At 39.8% G+C, this 19,265-nt stretch carries 17 protein-coding genes and 1 tRNA gene; 16 read left to right on the plus strand and 2 right to left on the minus strand.

Going from position 1 to position 19,265, the window contains the following annotated elements; genetic code table 11:
- Position 1: 1 nt before the first annotated feature.
- The 4 genes from AQ505_RS11555 (at position 2) to istB (ending at position 4,238) form a co-directional block, all read left to right on the plus strand.
- Positions 2 to 862 carry a hypothetical protein gene (locus AQ505_RS11555; RefSeq protein WP_062548322.1) on the plus strand — a complete coding sequence of 287 codons (861 nt, stop codon included), beginning with the start codon at positions 2 to 4 and terminating at the stop codon, positions 860 to 862.
- 25 nt (positions 863 to 887) lie between these two features.
- Positions 888 to 1,541 (plus strand): hypothetical protein, encoded by a 654-nt coding sequence (locus AQ505_RS11560; RefSeq protein WP_062548323.1) that lies wholly within the window; start codon positions 888 to 890, stop codon positions 1,539 to 1,541.
- A 405-nt stretch (positions 1,542 to 1,946) separates the two neighbouring features.
- Positions 1,947 to 3,479 (plus strand): IS21 family transposase, encoded by a 1,533-nt coding sequence (gene istA, locus AQ505_RS11565; protein WP_231635096.1) that lies wholly within the window; start codon positions 1,947 to 1,949, stop codon positions 3,477 to 3,479.
- Between the two features lie 21 nt (positions 3,480 to 3,500).
- Positions 3,501 to 4,238 (plus strand): IS21-like element helper ATPase IstB, encoded by a 738-nt coding sequence (gene istB / locus AQ505_RS11570; protein ID WP_062547708.1) that lies wholly within the window; start codon positions 3,501 to 3,503, stop codon positions 4,236 to 4,238.
- Between the two features lie 390 nt (positions 4,239 to 4,628).
- Here the strand turns inward: istB and AQ505_RS11575 are convergent.
- A tRNA-Lys gene (locus tag AQ505_RS11575) sits at positions 4,629 to 4,701 on the minus strand.
- A 248-nt stretch (positions 4,702 to 4,949) separates the two neighbouring features.
- Here AQ505_RS11575 and AQ505_RS11580 point away from each other — a divergent pair.
- From AQ505_RS11580 to AQ505_RS11600, 5 genes are all read left to right on the plus strand, one after another.
- Entirely contained in the window at positions 4,950 to 5,759 is an 810-nt protein-coding gene (locus AQ505_RS11580; RefSeq protein ID WP_062548324.1) for a helix-turn-helix transcriptional regulator, read from the plus strand.
- Positions 5,760 to 5,860: 101 nt separating this feature from the next.
- Complete coding sequence (locus tag AQ505_RS11585) at positions 5,861 to 7,489, plus strand: serine hydrolase domain-containing protein (protein ID WP_082461503.1); 1,629 nt, start codon at positions 5,861 to 5,863, stop codon at positions 7,487 to 7,489.
- 20 nt (positions 7,490 to 7,509) lie between these two features.
- Positions 7,510 to 8,373, plus strand: a complete 864-nt coding sequence (locus AQ505_RS11590; RefSeq protein WP_062548325.1) for a helix-turn-helix domain-containing protein — start codon at positions 7,510 to 7,512, stop codon at positions 8,371 to 8,373.
- Positions 8,374 to 8,472: 99 nt separating this feature from the next.
- Entirely contained in the window at positions 8,473 to 9,111 is a 639-nt protein-coding gene (locus AQ505_RS11595; RefSeq protein WP_062548326.1) for a class I SAM-dependent methyltransferase, read from the plus strand.
- 260 nt (positions 9,112 to 9,371) lie between these two features.
- Complete coding sequence (locus tag AQ505_RS11600; protein ID WP_062548327.1) at positions 9,372 to 10,208, plus strand: DUF6266 family protein; 837 nt, start codon at positions 9,372 to 9,374, stop codon at positions 10,206 to 10,208.
- Positions 10,209 to 10,447: 239 nt separating this feature from the next.
- Here the strand turns inward: AQ505_RS11600 and AQ505_RS26355 are convergent, their stop codons facing one another.
- Positions 10,448 to 10,600: a lmo0937 family membrane protein gene (locus tag AQ505_RS26355; protein WP_157262315.1), complete on the minus strand. Its 153-nt coding sequence runs from the start codon at positions 10,598 to 10,600 to the stop codon at positions 10,448 to 10,450.
- Between the two features lie 233 nt (positions 10,601 to 10,833).
- Here AQ505_RS26355 and AQ505_RS11605 point away from each other — a divergent pair, with 233 nt between their 5' ends.
- The 7 genes from AQ505_RS11605 (at position 10,834) to AQ505_RS11635 (ending at position 19,265) form a co-directional block, all read left to right on the plus strand.
- Positions 10,834 to 11,688, plus strand: coding sequence for an AraC family transcriptional regulator (locus tag AQ505_RS11605; RefSeq protein ID WP_062548328.1), 855 nt, complete (start codon positions 10,834 to 10,836; stop codon positions 11,686 to 11,688).
- 105 nt (positions 11,689 to 11,793) lie between these two features.
- Positions 11,794 to 12,510, plus strand: coding sequence for a siderophore-interacting protein (locus tag AQ505_RS11610; RefSeq protein ID WP_062548329.1), 717 nt, complete (start codon positions 11,794 to 11,796; stop codon positions 12,508 to 12,510).
- A 73-nt stretch (positions 12,511 to 12,583) separates the two neighbouring features.
- Entirely contained in the window at positions 12,584 to 13,540 is a 957-nt protein-coding gene (locus tag AQ505_RS11615) for a quinone oxidoreductase family protein (RefSeq protein WP_062548330.1), read from the plus strand.
- Positions 13,492 to 14,916 carry a hypothetical protein gene (locus tag AQ505_RS11620; RefSeq protein ID WP_157262317.1) on the plus strand — a complete coding sequence of 475 codons (1,425 nt, stop codon included), beginning with the start codon at positions 13,492 to 13,494 and terminating at the stop codon, positions 14,914 to 14,916. The genes AQ505_RS11615 and AQ505_RS11620 overlap by 49 nt, the downstream gene beginning before the upstream one ends.
- 78 nt (positions 14,917 to 14,994) lie before the next feature.
- Positions 14,995 to 16,776, plus strand: a complete 1,782-nt coding sequence (locus tag AQ505_RS11625) for a PAS domain-containing sensor histidine kinase (protein WP_062548332.1) — start codon at positions 14,995 to 14,997, stop codon at positions 16,774 to 16,776.
- Positions 16,777 to 17,337: 561 nt separating this feature from the next.
- Positions 17,338 to 17,955, plus strand: a complete 618-nt coding sequence (locus AQ505_RS11630) for an RNA polymerase sigma factor (protein WP_062548333.1) — start codon at positions 17,338 to 17,340, stop codon at positions 17,953 to 17,955.
- A 101-nt stretch (positions 17,956 to 18,056) separates the two neighbouring features.
- On the plus strand, positions 18,057 to 19,265 hold the full coding sequence (locus AQ505_RS11635; protein WP_062548334.1) for a FecR family protein: 1,209 nt from the start codon (positions 18,057 to 18,059) through the stop codon (positions 19,263 to 19,265).

The following is a 19,265-nucleotide window of genomic DNA, read 5'->3' on the forward strand; positions in this document are numbered from 1 at the left end:
AATGAAATTTAGATCAATACGAGCATTTCTGACCGTTAGCTTATTGCTATCAACTTTAAATAGTGTTAAGGCTCAAAAATCCAATTCCCAAAACCTCAATATCAGCTTTCTGCTGGATCTGTCTGATAGAATTAGTCCTGCAAAGAACCCCAGTGGAGCCATGCCGTATTACAAGCGTGATGTAGAATATATGAAGTCTATTGAAAGAGCATTTGTAAACCATGTCAAAAGTAAAAAAATTAGAAAATTAAATGAGCAAATGCAGGTCTTTTTTGATCCTACACCACAGGATCCAGCCATTAATGCTTTTAGTGAATCGCTCAAAGTTAAAGTTGATAAGAGTACAACGAAAGCCAGTCTGATCGCAATAGATAAAACTTTCTCGGATATTCCTCAAAAAATCTATTTGTCAGCTATTAAGTCGAATAAGTATTTTGGTTCAGATATATTTAATTTTTTTCAAAAGAAGGTAAAGAACTATTGTATATCCGATAACCATAGAAATATTCTGGTAATTCTTACCGACGGTTACATGTATCATGTGGATAGCAAATATGTTAGTGGTAATCAAAGTTCCTACATTACGCCTACATATATCAAAAGCAAGAAGTTGCATACAATAAACTTTAAGTCTGAAATGGTTAAGAATAAAATTGGTTTTATTCCGGCTACTACCGGACTGAAAGACTTAGAGGTAATTGTCATTGGGATTAACCCTTCAAAGACAAATCCCTTCGAGGAGGGGATTATCAATCAATACTGGTCTGACTGGTTGAAAGCAATGGGCGTCAAGACCTTTTATCTGAATGGAGCTGAGTTACCGTCTGATATTGAACCGCTATTGCAGAAAATTATTGGTTAAGATGCTGTCCGAAAATTAAAATTCTATGAAAAGATTTATACCATTATCATTTTTATTCCTCAGCATTGGAGCAGCTGGATGCCAATCTAGTTCTACTTCCTATTCTGATCAAAGACAGCCTAATGGCGAAGTGTACTATGCCCCAACCAAAACTCCAACTCCAATGGCCACAGTTCCCGTAGAAATTCCGAAAACTAATGAAGAAATACTAGCAGAGCAAGGGTATGAGAAAGTAGGATTTAATAACGGTATTATGCCAGACTGCTATAACTATACTCCCAGATTTGGAGATGTAGAAAACGAACTTGCAGTTATTGTTGGTGGTGGGACTGATTTGGCAATTAAAGTCATGTCTGTTACGACCGGAAGGTGTATCCGTTATGTTTTTATCAATAGCGGAAGTACATATAGTATTAAAAATATACCAGAAGATAGTTATTACTTAAAAATGGCGTATGGGCACCAATGGATCGCCAAAACTAATAATCGTATATGCGAAGGACGATTTTTATCAGATGCAAAATATGAGAAAAGCGAAGATATTCTTGATTTCAACCGAAAGGAAACTGTTAGTGGCTATCAAATTCCGAGCTTTAGCTTGAAATTAGATGTTATTTCTGGTGTGACTGATAACACTTTTAATTCAGCTGGTATATCTGAGTCAGATTTTAATAACTAAATGGTGATTTATACTTTGAAGGCTGAGAAATTGGAGCGCAGGAGCGCTATCAATGGAGCTGTCACTAAATCAATAGTTTGCGAGATAAGTTGGTGCCCCGTATAAATCTAAATCCCATATTAACTTCTTACACCCATCACTTTTATCAAGGAAATGATCACGAAGTTACATTACTTCTAAGACATTGATTACGAAATACCTTATGGTTGGATATTACGGTTCGAATAGTGCCAGCTATTTCGGTCTGTTAGTGCCAGCGATTACGGTTTAAATGATGCCACTTTAGTGGTTTAGTTTTTATCCATCTATCCGTTTTACGGTTCGAATTGTGCCACTTTAAAAAGATCAAGAAAGAATTACCTTATCGCTTTTAAATACAGCGATATGGCCAACAAACTTGATCCGATGGACTTAAAACAAATACTCACATTACATCTGGAGGGTTACAGTAACCGTAAAATAGGTTCTGTTCTCGGTATTTCCCGTAACACTGTCAATACCTATATGCAACTGTTTGCTGGTAGCGACTATTCATGTCAGGAGCTTCTGGGGTTTGATACAGTTGCTTTATCCGAACTGTTCTCATCACATACGACCCTGGACACCATTCGCCATAATGAGCTCATGCTTTATTTTGAGGGTGTAAACAAGGCCCGGAACCATCCGGGTTTTACCTTTTTGTATCATTATCAGCAATATGTTGAGCTGGCGGCAGAACCTTATAGTTACACACAGTTCCTTGAGCATTTCCGCCGCAAGTACCCTAAAGAAAAAGGGTCAATGAAACTTCAGCACTTTGCTGGCGAAGAAATGTTCATAGACTTTGCCGGTAAAAAGCTGCAGATCATCGATAAGCAGACCGGAGAGATTGTTCCCGTGGAAGTATTTGTAGCCATACTTCCCTGCAGCCAGTACACTTACGTTCAGGCATGTATGAGTCAGAAACGCGAGGACATGCTGTCGTGTTGTGCTGATGCCTTACGTTTCTATGGCGGATCGCCTAAAGCGATTGTATCGGATAACCTAAAGTCCGCAGTTAACAGATCGAGTAAATACGAAGCCGATATCAACCGTAGCTTTAAAGACTTTGCCCGCCATTATAATTGTGTCATCAACCCCACCCGCAGTTACGCTCCCCAGGACAAGGCGCTGGTTGAGAATGCGGTGCATTTGGTCTACCAGCGTATTTATTATCCTTTACGGGAAATGACCTTCTTTTCTCTGGAAGATCTTAACAGGGAAATTGCTGTCTTATTGGAGTGTTACAACAAGCTTTTGTTCAAACGAAAAGAATCTAGCCGTATTGAACTCTTCCAGAGTATTGAACGTCAGTATCTCAAAGAGCTACCGTCCAGTACCTATGAAATGAAAGACTATAAAAGGGCCAAGGTGCAGAAGATGGGCTACGCATATTTTTCTCCCGATAAGTGTTACTATAGTGTTCCATACCGGTATATCGGCAAGGAGACCATGATCCATTATACCAGGAGCCGTGTTGAGATCTATTATAACCATGAAAGGATTGCGCTGCATCAGCGCAACCTGAACAAGGGCAGCTATATCACCATCACAGATCATCTGAGCAGCACACATAAGTTCTACTCGGATTGGAGCCCTGAGTTCTTCAGGAAAAAAGCATTGCCGCATGGTGAATATGTTTTGGCATGCATAGAAAAGGTACTGGCCTCGCAGGATTACCCGGAAATAAGCTATAAGCGCTCTTTGGGCATTATTCATCTGAACCGTTCCTATGGCTCTGAGCGGCTCAATAATGCCTGTAAAAGGGCTCTGGCTACAGATAGTTGCTCTTATCTGCGTGTAAAGAACATCCTGAAAAATAATATGGACAGACTGCCCGCTATTGATGAACAGCCCGAATCCATAAAACCACATATCCCTCTTCACAGCAACATACGCGGTGCTTCCGCTTACCAATAAAGACAATCAAAAATCACAACAATGAATAATCAGACAGTTGAAAAACTACGTAACATGCGCCTTGGGGCGATGGCTCAATTACACCAACAGTATGTAAAGGAAAACAGGTTCGAAGGCATCACATGCGACGAATACCTGGCACTACTGACCGACCATCAGTGGGAAGACCGCGAGAACAACAAAATTGATCGGTTACTGAAACTGGCAAACTTTAGGCAGAACGCCAGTCTTGCCGATATAAACTATTCCAGTGAAAGAAATCTGGACAAGAACATGTTCGCACGACTTGGTACACTGGACTTTACAATGAGAAAGGAAAACATCATTATATGTGGTGCTTCCGGCACAGGCAAAAGCTATCTATCACAGGCTCTTGGGCATCAGGGATGTCTTACTGGAGTAAAAACACTCTATACAGTAACTGCCAGACTGATCAAAAAGCTGAAATTGAGCAAAGTTGACGGAACCTACCTCAAGGAGCTGGAAAAACTAACTAGAATGGATCTGCTAATACTGGATGACTTTGGCTTGCAAGCTTTCGATAATCAGGACAGGGAAACGCTGATGGATATTATAGACGATCGGCACGGTAAAAGATCAACTATAATCTCCTCCCAAATACCGGTATCGGCCTGGTACGAAATCATTGGTGGTGAAGGAACTATTGCAGACGCCATCTTGGATCGGATTGTAAACTCCTCTCACCGCATTGACCTGAAAGGTGAATCCATGAGAAAAGGAATATTGAAAAAGGAATAATCCCAGCTTTTTTATATAATTGTATGATCTTTTAAGTGGCACGGTTTGACCGAAATCACTGGCACCATCACTCCGAAATACCCAATGGTTAATGAATCATATTTTATACCATTATTATGGAATTGGAATGATAAAACATACATGCTGTTAAAAAAACAATAAATGAATGTAAAATAACTTTATATTAAGATGTGTATAAGATGCACAATGGCTTAATTATTTATCATACAAATAGTTGCAATTATTCGGTGAGTAGGAAAGATTTCAAAATTACTCACCTAATCACTCACTTTTTATATAATAAAATATGTGAATTTTGGTACCCCGAAAGACAAAACCCCTGTTAACATAGCGTTTACAGGGGTTTATAAGTTTTGATACTGAATCTTGTGATCCCGCTGGGATTCGAACCCAGGACCACTACATTAAAAGTGTAATGCTCTACCAGCTGAGCTACGGAATCAACTATGTCCCCTTGTTTCGGGATTGCAAAAGTATTAAAATAATGCAGATTCTACTACTGTAAACCCGTTTAATTTCGCTCTAATCCGCTTTTTCTCTTTAATCGATTGATTTATAGCTATAAAAAATTACAGTTATTTTTCATTACACGTAACAAATCCCATCGACAAGCATCTCTTTTACATGAAATACTTCCATTAAAGCCAGAACAACGCAGTAATACAACAAAAAACACTATAAATTTAAACAATGAAGATCCTTCAAACCGGCCAATTTTTCGGGAATACTAATGAAACCAAAACTTTAGGGAGTCTTACGCTTACTGATACAGAGTACACCCAGGAAAAGGTCGACTGGCATTACCATGAAAACGCTTATTTTACTTTTCTCCTCGATGGGAGGGTTCTGGAGGGGAATAAAAAGGAAATCTATCACTGTACTGCGGGAGCATTACTGTTTCATAATTGGCAGGAACCACATTACAACATCAAACCAAAAGGCTTCACCAGAGGCTTTCATATTGAATTTAAGCCAGACTGGTTTCAAAACTTTGATCTGAATATCAGTAACCTACAGGGGAGTATTAACCTTTATAATCCGCAATTGAAAGCTTTGATGTATAACATCTTCAAGGAGAGTAAGCAAAATACAGGTTCTCTGGCTATAGACACCTTACTTATTGAGCTGTTTACCAAGGCCAATAAAAATGAAAACCGCCTCTCCCGAAATGTCCCTCATTGGGTAATGAAAATTAGGGAGCTGCTCAACGACGATCTGTCTTATGACTGGTCGCTTTACAACCTGTCGAAACAACTGGATATTCATCCGGTACATCTTTCCAGGGATTTTTCAAAGTATTTCGGCTGTGGCATCGGACAATATATTCGGGCAATAAGAGTGCAGCAATCTCTTTCCATGATTGTAAAAGGAGAATCTTCCTTAACTGCTATCGCTTTAGACTGTGGATTCGCCGATCAAAGCCATTTTATACGCAGCTTTAAATCCTTACATCAAATTACCCCATTCGCATACAGAAAACTTTTCTCTGAGCCCAGATAGGTTAATTTTATTCTATTTTTGATACGAACCACTCCCTAATTTTGAAAGAAAAAATGATAAACTTTTCTATTGTACGATCGCTCAAATTAATCGTATGCGCAATGCTACTTTTTAATGTTGCGACAAAAGCACAGGGGACAGCGGTTGAAAATCAGGCGTTAATCCAGGACCCTATTCACAAATCAAATATCGGGAAAATTGCTTTCACAGCTAAACCCGTCAAATTAACTGAACTAGGGAATGCGCAATTTCTGAATGATTATCAGCTGACCAACAAAAGCAATCTTTTTATTACCGTGTTTTTAGGAAATACCATGACTAGCTATTTAAAACAGCTTGCGCCAACCCTGGATTCAAATACCTTGCTGCAGTCGGGTAATTATCAATTCTCCTTTTACATAGATCAAAAATTAGTTTACCAGAGTAATCTACTACCTGGAGCACCGCGTAGTAACGAACAAAATACCTTCACAGTTTGGACTAAACCTTTAATCGATAACGAGCATGAAGGCGCCTATTGGAGCCAGTCGGCATGGAACCGATTCATGTTCAATGGGGGAGACAGCGCACTCAGTGATGGCCAGCATGTATTGAAAATAGAGCTCAGACCATATCTCAAATCGACCACCTTAATTGTAGGAAATGTAATCGCTGCTGGTACACTAAATTTGGTGGTCAACCGAAAGCCACTGGTAGATATTGGCAATTTAAAATTAGCTCCTGTAAAAGCTTATGATGGGCTTCCAGTCTCTAAAGCATCTTTTGATCAGGATAAAATCAAAACTTTAAAAGCAAATGTTGAAGCGGGAGTTTTTAAGCACATCACAAGTGTGGTAGTGATAAAAAATGGAAAAATCCTGCTGGAAGAATACTTTAACAATGCCAATCGCGATAGTCTTCACGACGTCCGTTCTGTGGGGAAAACTTTTGCTTCTACTTTAACCGGGATCGCTATAAAAGATGGATTATTGAAATCGGAAAATCAAACACTAGGAGAATTTTATGACCTCAAAGCTTACGATCATTATTCTCTAAAAAAATTAAATACTTCGATTAAAGATCTATTAACCATGAGCGCTGATTTTGATGGTGATGACAGTGACGGTGATTCACCGGGTAATGAAGAAAATATGTATCCTACGGAGGATTGGGTGAAATTTACACTGGACCTTCCTGTAGATACAGTTAAGTACAAAGGACAATGGCATTATTTTACTGCTGGTGCGATGTTAGTAGGTAGTTTACTGGATAAGGTGGTACCAGAACACCTCGAAAAATATGCAGACGCAAAGCTTTTCAAGCCTTTGAATATCACAAATTATAAGTGGCAGTACACCCCTCAGCATGTTGTAAACACGGCTGGTGGAATTCGTATGAATGCCTTGGATTTTGCTAAATTTGGACAACTGTATAAAAACAATGGACTTTGGCAAGGAAAACAAGTACTTCCAAAGCAATGGGTAGAAAAATCACTGAGCAGACAAATTCAGGTAACAGGGCGAAAAGATGAGTATTATGGTTACTTATTTTGGAACAAAACTTACCAGCTGAATGGAAAAGCGTATGAAACTTCGTATTGTGCTGGAAACGGAGGAAATAAGATTTTTGTCTTTAAAGACCAGCCATTGGTGGTAGTGATCACCGCGACAGCTTATGGAACTGCTTATGCACATACTCAGGTTGATAAAATGATGGAAGATTATATTTTGCCGGCAGTAGTTGGAAAGTAAACAGATTTAAAAAAACGATAATGGAAACTATTCCGGTAAGACACCTCAATGATTCAGTTAAAGAACCTGCTTTTTCCGGGAGTTTTGACCTAGTGGATATGGAGGCATTTCTGGCTGGGAAGGATATGGTACAAGAACTTCATCGGCATAGTTTCTTTTATATATTGATTTTAGAGAAAGGAGAAGGGGAGCATCGCATCGACTTTGTAACTTATCCAATCGAGAATTATTCCGTTTTCTTTATGCGTCCCGGACAAGTACATGAGCTGGTTTTAAAGAATGGCAGTACGGGCTATTTGCTGAAATTCAGCCCTGGTTTTTATACACCATTGGCAGTATCAGCTAAAGAGGTACTCAGGAAAGTAAGTCGCAGGAATTTCTATCAATTCAACGCAGCGCAGATGAACCGTATAAAGTTCATCCTGGAAAATATATATAAAGAAAATAAGGACCAGCAAGAAAGACATAGAGAAGCTATTCAGTCTTATCTGGATATTTTTTTTATTTCGCTTTTAAGGGAAAGCGATCCAGTTAAAAGCCCTGGCAATAACAATGATGATTACATGCAGGAGCGCCTGGAATCATTTCAGGAGCTGATTGCCCTTTCAGCAACTCAGTTTAAACAGGTCTCTTATTACGCTGAGCAATTGAACCTGACTACTTATCAGCTGAATGCCATCACAAAAACCACACTCCACAAAACTTGTTCAGAACTCATCATTGATCACTTGCTATTGGAAGCTAAAAGATACCTTTTAGCAACTACCAATCAAGTGAATCAAATCGCCTCCCAACTCGGTTATGAAGATGTTTCTTACTTCGTCAGGTTCTTTAAAAAGCATACTGGATACTCACCTGAAGCATTCAGAAAAAGCTTTAAATAATCGCTGAATTCAGCAGACATCCTATAGAATTCAAATTTTGTCCTACTCCGTAATTTCTTTTATAACGGAAATTTGTAATACAGTTTTAAACAGAATATTATGAATGAATCATGGAATGTAGCCGATAAAAATAGGTGGGATACCCGTTATGAAGAAAGTGGATTTGCTTACGGAAAGGAGCCCAATATTTTTTTCAAAGAATGGCTGCAGAAATTAACACCAGGCACTATTCTGATGCCTGCTGATGGGGAAGGTCGCAATGGCGTGTACGCTGCGACATTAAATTGGGAGGTGACTGCATGTGATTTAAGTGAAGCAGGAAAATTAAAAGCCCTTGAACTGGCAAAAGAAAAACAGGTGTCCATTACTTACATTGTAGGAGATCTGGAAAAATTAGAGTTTGAGCTAGTATCGTTCGATATAATCGCTCTGATCTACGCGCATTTTTCCTCAGATCGAAAATCAATGCTCCATAAGAAATTACAGCGTTATCTTAAACCTGGTGGGCTGATTATCATGGAGGCTTTCAGTAAAGCACACCTGGATTTTAATGCGATAGATCCCAAAGTTGGCGGTCCTAAAGAAATAGATATGTTGTTTTCTATTGCAGAGATCAAGGCTGATTTTGAAAATTACGAGCCATTGCTGTTAGAAGAGCGTATCGTTGAGCTGGAAGAAGGAAAATATCATATTGGTCAGGGTGCTGTAATCCGCTTTGTAGGAAGAAAACCAATGTAGAGAAGAAGTGATGAAATTACGAATTTAATAAAGAAAAAGTCTTTGTTTACTGAACCTTGATTTATAGTTTTTATAAGCATTTTAAGTGGTGGTTGCTAGGGCTATTAGAGGCTTTTTTGCTTATAAACGGGGTCTCGGTCCTGTATTAACTAACTGGATGGGTGCTAATAAAATCAGTATCAATATTGATTCTAAGGGGGTTGGTCTTTGTTTATCAGTAACTTAGTAGTTATTAATTCACGTAAATAACCACTTTTATCATGGCGAAATTCATTGCAGGCCCTTTTGGGTACCCTTCCGGGAAAATAGGAAACTCAGTCTTTTATATGTTAAATGGACAATTAGTCTGTCGCGCGATCGGAAAGCCGGGGAAACCAAGCTTAAAACAACTGGCCAACCGTCAAGCAATGGCGGTAACGATGCAGCTGTTAAATCCAATGGCCGATTTTATCAATGTCAGCTTTAAACTGGAGGCAGAAGGAACATTTAAAAACCCGCATAATATAGCGACCTCCTACAATAAGAAAGCGGCTTTAACCGGTAGTTATCCCAATATTTCGGTTGATTATGCGAAAGTAGTCCTGAGTAAGGGAAGCCTGGAAATGGCAAAGCATCTCCATGTCAGCAAGGGCGAGGCTGGGATTAATCTAACATGGGATACTACGATTTTTGAAAATGGTGATATAGATGATTCGGTCATGGTGATGGTCTGCCATCCAATGCAAAAAAAGGCGAGTAGCTATTTAAATGCTGCTCGTAGGGCGGATGGAGGCTGCTTTCTCCCATTAAACAGGGATTGGAAAATGGCTGAACAGATGGAGATTTATGTCTGTTTTAAATCGGCTAATGGAAAGCTGATTTCCGACAGTACTTATGTGGGAAACTTGAACGGCGTTACCGAAACCATAATGCAAATAGCAGAAAGGGAAAAATACAACCGGATTCAGGCACGTTTTGACCTAATTGCCGTTCAATATCAGCAAAAAAGAATGGATTACGCGGAGGGACTCGTCGAATCTAAGGCCTTCCGGCATTTGGAAAAAGAATACCTGGTTTTAAAGGATAAGCTGGCAAAACTACCGGGGAAATTAGTCTAAAATCAGGGGCCAACCCGTGTAAAACAGGAAGAAAAACTATTTTTTAAGCCTGTTAATGAGATTGATTTGTCAAAAATTTAACGCCAAATAGAAAGAAAAAAGCTTAATATTGCTTTAGTTGATTGTAATTCAGTGCTTTTTGTCTGATTTGTGGTTTGTCGGTAAAGAGTGTGCAAGGCTAAAATAATCAGTGGATGTAATTTACAACATCTCACTGATTATAGATGAATCTCTTCGTGTTAAGATGCCCTTCTGATCACGCCCAAAATAACCGCTATAATAGCAATTACAATCAGGATATGAATGATTCCTCCAGTATAGTAGCCTCCTAAGAAACTGATAGCCCAAATGATAACGAGGATGACTGCGATGGTATAAAGTAGATTTCCCATAGTATGTAGATTTTATAAGTTAATGTTCTTGTCTATGAACAAATCGAAGGGGCTTTGGTTTGAATGGTTGCTGGATTATTTTCTGATAGATGCCTGAAATTACTGATGCTCAGGGGAATGATGTGTGCTGCTGAATACCGCGAAACGTCCAGTGATTCCGGTCTTTTGTGCTATCTTTATATAGCGATATATGACTTCCTTTACAATTTTAACCTGCTGCTATATATTTCCTCATGAATAATTCTTCCTCCATACCTTTATATAAACTCCAGGAAAGGGGAATTGCTTTGTTTGAAGTTAAAAAACTAGATCCTGCATTGCATAATTCGTCCTCGCATCCCGCACATCGGGACGATAACCATTTGATGATGTACCAGGAAAGTGGCTGTACCAGAATGATGTTGGATTTCCAGGAAATCACCATTGAAGGACCAGCGATTTTCTGCATATTTCCTGGGCAGGTACATTGTGGGCTTTCTACCGAAGGAACTCTTGCATGGGTAATCGCAGTAAATCCGGTAGGTATTCAGGATTCCTTTCGCATGGTTTTAATGGAAGCCAGTATCCAAAATCCGCTGGTCGCAATAGATGCAGCAGCATCTAAAATATTTAAAAAATCTATACAGTTACTCCACACGTTTGATACGCAGTCGGACCCGGATTTTGAGGACTATACCAAACGGTCTATGCTGGATGTTTGTCTTAGCCTATTCGTAAGTCAATATCAAAATCAAATTTCTTCCTCTGCTGCGCCTAATCTGCGGACAACCATCATTACCCGGGAATTCAGAGGTTTATTACTGAACAGTTACCGCACGATGAAAAGTCCATCTGAATATGCTGCTGCGTTAAACATATCGACCGCTTACCTGAATGAGGCAGTTAAAGAATGTGCCGGTTATCCGGTAAGTTATTGGATACATCAGGAAGTTATCATGGAGGCCAAAAGGATGCTCTATTATTCTGATAGCAATGTCAAAGAGATTGCCTATCATCTCGGCTATGCCGATCCTGCCTATTTTATTCGCCTGTTTACCAAAGTTGCCGGCATTCCTCCTTTACAATTTAGGAAAAAGCACCATCGATAGCAGTGAGTACCACGAATAGTGCAGTAGTTACTGCGCTCTGTTCATTGATCATTTTTCGTGTTTGCCTTTACTTTGTTCCAATAGATTTTACTGTAAATACAAAGTATGTCAATAGTAACTAAATGGGTTGGTGATGCGATGGAACGCTTGCTATCTTCAAAATATTTACCAGTTAAGGTGTGCTCGATTGTAGATTTGAATCCTGAAATCAGAATCATCTGCTTCTCCGGGGATCTCTCCAATACTGAATTCTATCCTGGAGATGCGGTGGCTTTCCGCGTCAGCGATTTTGAATTCCGAAATTATACACTGTCAGTATTCAACGAAGAAGAAGGATACTTTGAGGTCATCTTTCATTTGCATGGAGGCGGACCAGGAAGCGATTTTGCAACGCAGCTGAGGGTAGGTGAAGAACTGAAAATGATCGTTCCCAGAGGGAGAAAAATGCTGAATACAGTGCAGCAGCATCATTTCTTTTTTGGTGATGAAACCAGCCTGGGGTTAATGGTACTCTTTGCAAAAGCAATTGTAAATAACCAGCAGAATTATATGGGTATTCTGGAGTTAAAACCTGATAACATGGCGGTGATTAATCAGTTAAAACTAGCTGTTCATGGGGTGTTAAAATCTCCCGAAAATCCTGCTGAAAATGCGATTTCTTATCTGGAAAACCTGCATCAGGACTATACTGAAGCATTTAGTCAGGGTATCTTTTACCTCACAGGTAATGCCTCCTCTATTCAAAAGTTTAGAACGGCATTGAAGTCTAAAGGGGTGCTGCCGAAACAGATTAAAACGCAGGCCTATTGGATCAGCCGATAAATTTGTTATTTCTTAACAATTGTTATCGGGGATCTATTAACTTGCTCATAGATTTGTTTAAATTCTTAAAAACATGAAATCAGCAGTTTTAAATCAATACGGAGAAAGTCCTAAATACACAGAGGTGATTGATCCTATTCCCAATGCAAATGAAGTGTTGGTGAAAATGGTCGCTTCCTCCATAAAACAGATTGACAAGTCAAAAGCGGCAGGTAAACATTACACGAAATACCCATCTTTACCTGCTGTAGTGGGATTGGATGGAGTAGCCAGCCTGGAAGATGGGAGCGCAGTTTATATCACCGGCATTTCTGGAACAATGGCAGAAAAGGCGCTGGTAATTGCCAACAGCTGGGTGCTTGTGCCGGAAGGATTGGCATTGCCACTCGCAGCTGCTTTGCCTAATGCCTTAATCGGTTCAGATGCGGCGATGCTTTACCGCGGCGAATTTAAACAAGGAGATGCCATCATCATCAATGGCGCTACTGGGGCGACTGGCAGAATCGCTATTCAAATGGCTAAAAACCGCGGCGCTAAATGTGTGATTGCCTTAGGTAGGTTCGCTTCCGGACTTTCTGAACTGTCCGATTTGGGTGCAGACATTTTAATTGATACTGCACAGCCAGAAGAAATTTTCCTATCACAGCTTACTGAAACGCTAAAGCTGCATCAACCGAAAGTAGTACTTGATTATTTATGGGGGCGTCCCGCAGAGCTGATCCTTAAAGTTTTACATGATACCACTAGTGCTAAGGTGAAATTTGTGACGGTGGGAGAGATGGCTGGAGCTACAATAAACCTTCCTTCGGCACTATTGCGCAGCAGGAAAATAGAATTGCTGGGCTCAGGAATTGGTAGCATTTCCTTTACGGAAGTCCGGGAATATTTTGCAGTGGAATTACCTCAAGCTTATGAATGGGCTGCAGCAGGAAAAGTGATCATGCCTTTGGAAATTGTAAGTCTTGCTGATATAGAAAGTGTTTGGCAGCGCGAAGAGAAAAAGGGCAAAAGGAATGTGGTGATATTGTGATTTCTACCGGAAGGGCAGTATATTGGGGCGCTAATATGAATAACTTCGATTTTATAACATTTAAAGAACTCCTGGCGATTCAGGATTTCCAGGATTCCTGGAACGCTATTTCTCCATATCAAGGAGAAGAATTTGAGGAGGATGCCATTTTTATAATCAGCCATGGAGATGTGAGTTTTGCAGATCACTTTAGACTTGATATTGACCATGGCTGGACCATGCACGATAAGAAATGGAAAGAACAATTTCCGAATCTTCCTTTACAATCGTCCGATGAACGTGTGGAAGGGTTGATTGTTTTTGGTCAACTGAACATCAATGGCTCGCTGATGAATGAGGAGGGCGATTATGGTGCTTTTCTTTATGTATCCGGTCAAATCAATTGTCAGAGTTTAGTAGCTGGAGGCTCGGTGATGTATGTTAAAAAAGAGGTCACTGTAAAAGAAGTATTTATCAGTCATTACAACCACGGATATTTTAGAGCTGATGGACTGGTCACTGCCCCGGTATTGATCATCAACGACCATTATACCATTCTAAATGATCATCAAGCCAGTCTTTTTTATTACAATGATAAAACCGGAGAAAACCCTCCTGAAAATAACTGTTATGAAGATGAGGCCGGAGATTGGCTGTGTTCGGATCAGCTTACCAAACTTTTAGCCAATCCAACACCAACCTTTGAAGATTTAATCTTCGATTTAAATGAAGGTGAATTTGTATTGGCGACAGCAGCACTGTTACCGTTAAAAGACGAGAACTATTGGCTGCGAAAACTAAATAAAAACTGGAGTATTTTAAACCGGATTCCAGCGGAATTTAAAACGCATCGGGTTTTTGAAAAGGCCTATGTAAAATACGGAGCGCTGTGTTTCTCTTATTTTTCTGAAAGTTTCATCAGTCAGGAACGAATTGAACAGACCTTAATAAAGAATGGCATCAACATCAGGTATATTCCTGAATCTTTGCTGACTAAATCGCATTGTTATCTCGCTGCAAAGCATCAAACTTACCTGTCATTTGTTCCTGTGAAATACCTGGACAAAGACCTGATTAAAGAGATCATTCATCATCATGAATCGCAGATGAGCAGCGTGCCTCCCGAATTTATTACGGAAGAACTGCTGATCGACTATGTCAGATTAGGCCCAGGTTTGTGGTTAGATAAATATTGTAAAATTGCCAATGTATCCAAGGAGACCGTACTCTTGAAAGCATTGGATTCGGGCATAGCAACCATCGATAAAATCTGGGGCCATCATTTCCAGGAGGCAGTTTATAGCTACGCAAAAAAGCTGTATGAAAATGAACTGGAATGGAATCAATATCTGGTAAAATTCCAGAAAAAAATAGACCGGCTTTCAGCATCTGCCTAAGTTTTTTTATCCTGTTTATAAACAAATCACCATTTATGATGGTTATAGGGGGGATTTAAATGGAAAACACCTATTGATATGAACGGGATACAACTCTTAAATAAGGATCAGCTCATTTCGGTTTTGAGTCAGGGCAAGACGGCAACCGCTATTCATATAGGTGAGGACGCAGTAATTCAGGTGGCAAATCAGGCCATGCTTGATATTTGGGGGAAAGACAGTTCTGTGATTGGAAAGGGCTTAGAAGAAGCGCTTCCTGAGCTTAAAGGACAGCCATTTGCCAAAATGTTTAAACGCGTATGGCAGGAGGGGATCACCCTTTCCGGGGCGGAAACCGCTGCGGACCTAAGAATAAATGGTCAGGTGAAAACTTTTTACTTTGATTTTGAATATCGAGCAATTAAGGACGATTCAGGTCAGGTCATTTGTGTGCTGCATCTGGCCACTGATGTGACGGATCGGGTGATGAACCGTAAGATTATACAGCAAGTATATGCCAAAGAGCAGGCATTGGAGAGAGAGCAGGCGCTTAATGAAGAATTGTCTGCGGCTAATGAAGAGTTGAAAGCGGTAAATGATGAACTGGATCAAAGTCAGACAGAACTTAGTCTGATGAATCAATTACTGGAGGCCAGGGTAGAAGCGAGGGTGAAAGACTTGTCTAAAAGTGAGTTGCGTTACCGCGAGATTTCGGATGAACTGGCCGCGATTAATGAAGAGTTAAATGCCGCTAATGAAGAAATGATGGCCTCCAATGAAGAACTTTTGGAAGCTAAAGATCATTTGCAGGAGACTTTTGATCAATTGGAAGATAAAGAGATTGCTTTACGGCTCACGATTGAAGCTGCTAATTTTGGTACCTGGCACATCCATTCTGTGACCAGAGCATTTGTGACTTCCGCTCGTCTCCGGGAGCTTTTTGGCTTTCATCCCGATCAGGAAATTACAATTGACGATGCCTTAGCGCAGATCACTGAAGAATACCGAGGGTATGTACAGCAAAAATTGGAAAATGCACTGAGTGGTGATGGGGATTATGATGTATCCTATCCCGTTATTGGATTTCATGATCAGAAACTCCGCTGGCTGAGGGCCATTGGGAATTTAAAAGCAGATAAATCTGGTGATTTTTCTTCCTTTACTGGGGTAGTCATGGACATTACTCCGTTTAAAAAGGATGAACAGCGTAAGAATGATTTTATTGCGATGGTGAGCCATGAGCTCAAAACACCGCTGACTTCACTGAATGGCTACATTCAAATTCTGCAGCGCAGGGTAAATGGTATTGGTAATGAGTTTGTCCATAGCTCTTTAGTACTGGCCGGTAAACAGGTGAAAAAAATGACCGGAATGATCAATGGTTTTCTAAATGTTTCCCGCCTGGAATCCGGAAAAATTGTACTTTCTCCAACACATTTTTCATTGAGTGATCTGGTAGAATCGACTGTCGAAGAAAGCAGAATGATAGAAGATGAGAAGGACATGATTTTTCATGGCTGCGATCATTTACAGGTTTATGCAGATTATGATAAAATTAGTAGTGTAATTGCCAATTTAATAAGTAATGCGGTTAAATATGCGCCCTTAGCTAAACAAATTGATGTCAAGTGCGAACTAATAGATGAAATGGCACAAGTGAGCGTTCAAGATTATGGAATCGGAATTCAGCCCCAGGATATTGACAAACTTTTTGAAAGATATTATCGTGTAAAAAGTGACAGTCATATTTCAGGTTTCGGGATCGGATTGTATTTGAGTGCAGAGATTATTGCGCGTCATAATGGTAGGATATGGGTAGATAGCGAACCAGGAAAGGGTTCTACATTCTATTTTAGTTTGCCTTTAAATGGTAAGGCTTAGGCATATTATTCGCGCTCTTTTACCTATCTTTAAGCTACATCATAGCGATACGAGAAAATGCTAAAAACGCTCAATTTATCATTCATCATTACCGTCTTTTCGTTGCTTTACTGGATTTATTTATTGACCCCATTTAAATCACGACCGTTAAGAAGGAATTATATAAAATTGTATAAAGATTCGCAATACCTGTGGATCAATATCTGGCTGTCCAGCTTATTAATGTTGACGAATAAACCAATGACATGTATGCCATTATTGTTCGTGCTATTAGCGCTGTTTTTCAGCAAAATATCCTGGAATATTTTTAATAAAAACTTCCTTTTTATTTTAAGAGGAGATTTAGTTAGAGGGACATTTTATGATTATTTCTTTTCATTTTGCTTGATTGGTATTCCCTTATTTACGGGTCTATTTGTGACTGTTCTGTATCAAATTAAATAATAAGGTCATCTGGTAGCACACTGCAGAATGATTAAAACGATGATTAATCTGCTGATTGCTTTGATGAAATTTGTATTATATTTGATTCAGACCTAACCCTCAAGTATAGACCTGTTTATGCCTAAAATCCTTCAAGATGATGAGAAAGAACTGCTGTTACAGCTAAGGTCTGGAGATCAAAAGGCATTTAATGTATTGTATCAGGCTTACGAACGGAAGGTTTATTATCACCTGAAAAAACTTGTACACCTTCCTGAAATTGCCGCGGAATTGCATCAGGATGTTTTTCTGAAAGTATGGAATAAGCGGGAATACCTGGATCCAGAGCGATCATTTGAAGGGTTCTTAGTCCATATCACCAAAAACTGCGCAATTGATTTTTATCGGAAAGCGGCAAGGGATAAGCAGCTGACAGATCAGCTGGCTTTACAGATGACTGAGCTTCATGATCCGATTACTGATAGCATCGCCTTAAAAGAAACTAATCATGCCTTAGAGAAAGCCATCAGCAAACTTCCCCAACAAAGAGGTCTCGTTTTTCGTCGCATAAAGATGGAACATGAAAGCTATGAGAATGCCGCCTGGCATTTTGGCGTTTCAGTAGGTACCATCAAAGACCATATGGCTAAAGCTTTACAGTTTGTGCGGACAGAAGTCATCAACTCAAAACGTTTTTTTCTGTCGGTTTTTATGATGAGCAGCCTCGTAGAAATGCTTAGAAGACTTTTCTTGTAGCTTTCTTTGAAATTTCCCTGATCTTCAGCAAAAAAAATTAAATCAGCGCATAGACTTTTCATTTTAGCAGCGTATAGTGTTATAGAGCGAAGCTAAATACGATGGATGATTTAAAAAAACTATATCATAAATTCCTTTTAAAACAATGTACCCGGGAGGAACTTCAGGAGTTAATGGATCATTTTCATTTACAAGGGGAAGATACAGAATTGAACGAGTTGATTCTCGCTCAATTGCAATCGGAGGAAGGGCTGGAAGATGAGCTGCAAGATAGTGAAGCGGTTAACCTGGTGCTAAACCATAACCGGGAATCAATCCATAAAAAAATCAATAAAGAACTGGTGCTAAAGCCATCATCATGGCGCATTTACCTTAGAGCCGCTGCTGTTCTCGGACTGATCACGGCATGTTCCTGGTATTTCTTTAGCGCAAACTCAGCTCATCAACTATCAGGTAATAAAATCCTGGCTTCCGGAGATATTGGTCCAGGAAGTACAAGGGCTAGGCTTACACTCAGTAATGGGGAATCAATTGACCTTGAAAATGCGAGCGATGGTGAGGTAGTCAGTAAAAACGGAGAAAGCTATGCTAAAATCCTAGGGGGAAAATTAACCTGTCTGCTGCAGTCTGAGGACCACAATGATACCGCCTACAATACCATTACTACGCCTAAAGGAGGAACGTATGAACTGGTGACGCCAGATGGCAGTAAGATCTGGCTGAATGCTGCTTCTGAACTCAAGTTTCCAACCACATTTGCTGCGGGAAAACGCGTAGTGGAGTTGAAAGGCGAGGCTTATTTTGAGATTGCCAAAGATAAAAAACGGCCTTTCATCGTGAAAACTGCAGGCCAGGAAACAGAAGTTTTAGGAACCCATTTCAATATCAATAATTATGAAGATGAGCTGGCCACCACGACCACTTTATTGGAAGGCTCAGTTCGTGTACATTCCTTAAACGCAAAAGGAAAGGTATTGCTCAGTCCAGGACAACAATCCGTATTAAAAGGGCAGCAGCTGAAAGTGCAAAAAGCAGATGAATCTGCAGCGATGGACTGGATGAAGGGGAAAATTGTCTTTAAAAATGAAAAACTGACCAGCATCATGCGTAAAGTTTCCAGGTGGTATGGGGTAGAAGTTCAGATCAAAGGAGATATAGGCGATCTGGAATTCTGGGGCGCTGTTTCCCGCAACAACAACCTTTCTTCGATTTTAAACTATTTGAAAGAAACTGAGGACCTCGACTATGCCATCAACGGTAAAAGCGTCACTATTTTCAAAAAGAAACCAATACTAAAAAATAGATTTTAA

It is taken from the genome of Pedobacter sp. PACM 27299, from assembly GCF_001412655.1.
GTDB lineage: Bacteria > Bacteroidota > Bacteroidia > Sphingobacteriales > Sphingobacteriaceae > Pedobacter.

Excerpts from the sequence above, each read along its gene's own strand:
- AQ505_RS11555 (WP_062548322.1), top strand. The coding sequence starts at position 2 with ATGAAATTTAGATCAATACGAGCATTTCTGACCGTTAGCTTATTGCTA.
- AQ505_RS11560 (WP_062548323.1), top strand. The coding sequence starts at position 888 with ATGAAAAGATTTATACCATTATCATTTTTATTCCTCAGCATTGGAGCA.
- istA (WP_231635096.1), top strand. The coding sequence starts at position 1,947 with ATGGACTTAAAACAAATACTCACATTACATCTGGAGGGTTACAGTAAC.
- istB (WP_062547708.1), top strand. The coding sequence starts at position 3,501 with ATGAATAATCAGACAGTTGAAAAACTACGTAACATGCGCCTTGGGGCG.
- AQ505_RS11580 (WP_062548324.1), top strand. The coding sequence starts at position 4,950 with ATGAAGATCCTTCAAACCGGCCAATTTTTCGGGAATACTAATGAAACC.
- AQ505_RS11585 (WP_082461503.1), top strand. The coding sequence starts at position 5,861 with ATGCTACTTTTTAATGTTGCGACAAAAGCACAGGGGACAGCGGTTGAA.
- AQ505_RS11590 (WP_062548325.1), top strand. The coding sequence starts at position 7,510 with ATGGAAACTATTCCGGTAAGACACCTCAATGATTCAGTTAAAGAACCT.
- AQ505_RS11595 (WP_062548326.1), top strand. The coding sequence starts at position 8,473 with ATGAATGAATCATGGAATGTAGCCGATAAAAATAGGTGGGATACCCGT.
- AQ505_RS11600 (WP_062548327.1), top strand. The coding sequence starts at position 9,372 with ATGGCGAAATTCATTGCAGGCCCTTTTGGGTACCCTTCCGGGAAAATA.
- AQ505_RS26355 (WP_157262315.1), bottom strand. The coding sequence starts at position 10,600 with ATGGGAAATCTACTTTATACCATCGCAGTCATCCTCGTTATCATTTGG.
- AQ505_RS11605 (WP_062548328.1), top strand. The coding sequence starts at position 10,834 with ATGAATAATTCTTCCTCCATACCTTTATATAAACTCCAGGAAAGGGGA.
- AQ505_RS11610 (WP_062548329.1), top strand. The coding sequence starts at position 11,794 with ATGTCAATAGTAACTAAATGGGTTGGTGATGCGATGGAACGCTTGCTA.
- AQ505_RS11615 (WP_062548330.1), top strand. The coding sequence starts at position 12,584 with ATGAAATCAGCAGTTTTAAATCAATACGGAGAAAGTCCTAAATACACA.
- AQ505_RS11625 (WP_062548332.1), top strand. The coding sequence starts at position 14,995 with ATGAACGGGATACAACTCTTAAATAAGGATCAGCTCATTTCGGTTTTG.
- AQ505_RS11630 (WP_062548333.1), top strand. The coding sequence starts at position 17,338 with ATGCCTAAAATCCTTCAAGATGATGAGAAAGAACTGCTGTTACAGCTA.
- AQ505_RS11635 (WP_062548334.1), top strand. The coding sequence starts at position 18,057 with ATGGATGATTTAAAAAAACTATATCATAAATTCCTTTTAAAACAATGT.